This window comes from Acetobacter pasteurianus subsp. pasteurianus LMG 1262 = NBRC 106471 (genome assembly GCF_000285275.1).
GTDB lineage: Bacteria > Pseudomonadota > Alphaproteobacteria > Acetobacterales > Acetobacteraceae > Acetobacter > Acetobacter pasteurianus.
Genome location: NZ_CADO01000109.1, coordinates 1 through 2,557, shown reverse-complemented (window position 1 = coordinate 2,557; position 2,557 = coordinate 1). Strand labels below are relative to the sequence as shown.

The 2,557-nt window shown below is 63.8% G+C and carries 2 protein-coding genes; both read left to right on the top strand.

What is annotated here, in order from left to right:
* The first annotated feature begins 128 nt into the window (after positions 1–128).
* The gene (locus APA10_RS11700) at positions 129–1,040 is read left to right on the top strand and encodes a tyrosine-type recombinase/integrase (protein ID WP_006560376.1); all 912 of its coding nucleotides are present in this window, start codon (positions 129–131) and stop codon (positions 1,038–1,040) included.
* Positions 1,041–1,059: 19 nt separating this feature from the next.
* Complete coding sequence (locus APA10_RS14755; RefSeq protein ID WP_080587172.1) at positions 1,060–2,250, top strand: IS91 family transposase; 1,191 nt, start codon at positions 1,060–1,062, stop codon at positions 2,248–2,250.
* The last annotated feature ends 307 nt before the right edge of the window (positions 2,251–2,557 follow it).

Below are 2,557 nucleotides of genomic sequence, written 5' to 3'. Positions count from 1 at the left end.
AGAACGAACCCGCTACGCGGGATTGGTGCGGTGTGCAGGTCTGTCACCACGGCGTGAGCGATCTGTTTTATTTGGAACTGTCCTGATCGGGCCAAGCACTCTGGCTTCTTCCCACTAGAAGGAGCCAGATGATGACAGAGTCCCTGTGCATTGCTGCAATCAGTCCCCTTCGCCAGCGCCTGCTTGATGACATGGCGGTGCGGCGGTTCTCCCGGGAGACGCAGCGCAATTACCTTCGAGATGTCGGCCGTTTCGCCACGTTTCTGGGCCGCTCACCCCACACGGCAACAGTCGAGGATGTGCGCCAGTTCCAGATTGCTCAGAACGCGGCTGGCATGCCGACACCGACCATGAATGCCATCGTGTCGGCGCTGCGGTTTTTCTTCACCCAGACGCTCGACCGCCCCGACCTTGCACGCAAGCTGGTCCGGGTAGCGCAGCCCCGCAACCTGCCCGTCGTGCTGAGCCGTGATGAAGTTGCCCGGTTGCTCAACGCGACCGTATGCCTCAAGCATCAGGCCGCCCTGTCGGTCGCCTATGGGGCAGGCCTGCGGGTGGCCGAGGTCGCAGCTCTCAAGATCAGCGATATCGACAGCGAGCGCATGCTGCTCAGGGTCGAACGGGGCAAAGGGGGACGATATCGCAACGCCATGCTTCCGGCAGACCTTCTGCCCCTGCTGCGGGAGTGGTGGAAGGCCGGACGCCAGCAGGGCGTGATGCATTCCGGTGGCTGGCTTTTTCCCGGGCAGGACACCATGAGGCCCATCAGCACACGGCAGCTCCATCGTGTGGTTGTCGATGCCGCGCGGGCTGCTTCGATCACCAGACGTGTGGGGCCTCATACCCTGCGGCACAGCTTTGCCACGCACCTGCTTGAGGATGGTGTTGATGTCCGCGTGATCCAGGTTCTGCTGGGTCATTCCCGCCTGGAGACCACGGCCCTTTATACAAAAGTTGCGACACGGACCGTGCGGGCCGTCATCAGTCCGCTCGACAGACTGGGCATGCTGGCGACAACGCAGGCGAGGCCCGACGGCTGATCCCCGGGCGGGGGCGGTCATGTCCGCCTCCCTCGAACTGGGGGACATCTTCCGGGCTGCCGGCCCTGCCTGGCGGTCAGCCCATGCCGGCCGTCTCCCCCTGCAGCAGCTCAAGGTCATGTCGGCGATCGAACACTGTCGCACGGCGGCCCTTGGTGGTCATGTCGCGGCCTGCGGGGACTGTGGACACTGGCGGATCGCCTATAACAGCTGTCGCAACCGTCATTGTCCGCGCTGTCAGGGAAACGCCGCGCGGACATGGCTGGCCGAGCGGGAGGCCGATCTGCTGCCGGTCGGGTATTTTCATGTCGTCTTCACCCTGCCTGCGCGGATCGCCGACATCGCGCTCCAGAACAAGGCCGTTCTCTACGCCCTGCTGTTCCAGGCCGCCTCGGAGACGATGATGACGATCGCCGCCGATCCCCGGCATCTGGGGGCGCGCATCGGCATCACCGCCGTGCTGCACAGCTGGGGTTCGGCGCTGACCCACCATCCCCATGTGCACATGATCGTGCCGGGTGGCGGTCTCTCGCCCGATGGCCAGCGCTGGATCTCATCGCGACCGGCTTTCCTGCTGCCCGTTCGCGTGCTGGGCAAGCTGTTCCGCCGCCTGTTCCTGACCCGGCTGCGCGCACTTTTCGATGCCGACCGGCTGGTCTTCCGGGGCCATCTTGCCACTCTGGCAGAGCGTCGTGCCTTTCTGCGGTATCTGGCTCCTGTGCGCAGCAGGCGCTGGGTCGTCTACGCCAAACCGCCTTTTGCCGGTCCTAAAGCAGTGCTGGCCTACCTGTCGCGCTATACCCACCGTGTCGCCATCTCGAACCGCCGCCTCCTGGCGTTCAACGAAAACGGCGTGACGTTCCGCTACAAGGACTACCGGCGGGACACGGCCCACCAGCAGCAGGTCATGACACTCGCCACGGATGAGTTCATCCGCCGCTTCATGCTGCATGTCCTGCCACGGGGATTTCATCGCATCCGCCATTATGGCCTACTGGCCAGTTCCAGCCGCAAGGCCAGCCTCGCCCGGGTGCGGGAACTGCTGAATGTCATATCCACACCAGCGCCAGAAGTCCCGGAAGCCGAACCGGTCACGCCACCGCCGTGCCCATGCTGTGGTGGTCCGATGGTCGTCATCCAGATCCTTCCCCGATGGTGCCAGCCCCGAGGGCCGCCACAGGCGAGTGATCCAACCAAGGGATCACCATGACAGCCCGCAGATACGACAGCATGACCGATCCCGATGTCGGAGTGGCTCCGCGCCGGCAAACCGAGGCTCCTGTACGCATCACTGAAAAAATCGGGAAAATCGCTGCCTGCACCGCCAGTTCTGACATCGCGTCATGCAGATCCGGTCACAAAAACCCGTTCCAGTTCCACAAACGCACCTGTATGCTCTGGCTCAGGCTCTCCCACGGGGTGGCGCCAGTTGCAAATTCTCCATAACTGAGTCCCGGTGTCGCGGGTTCGGTCTTCCCAGACTTTCGTACGCCTCGCGGCGCCCGAAACCCTTCAGG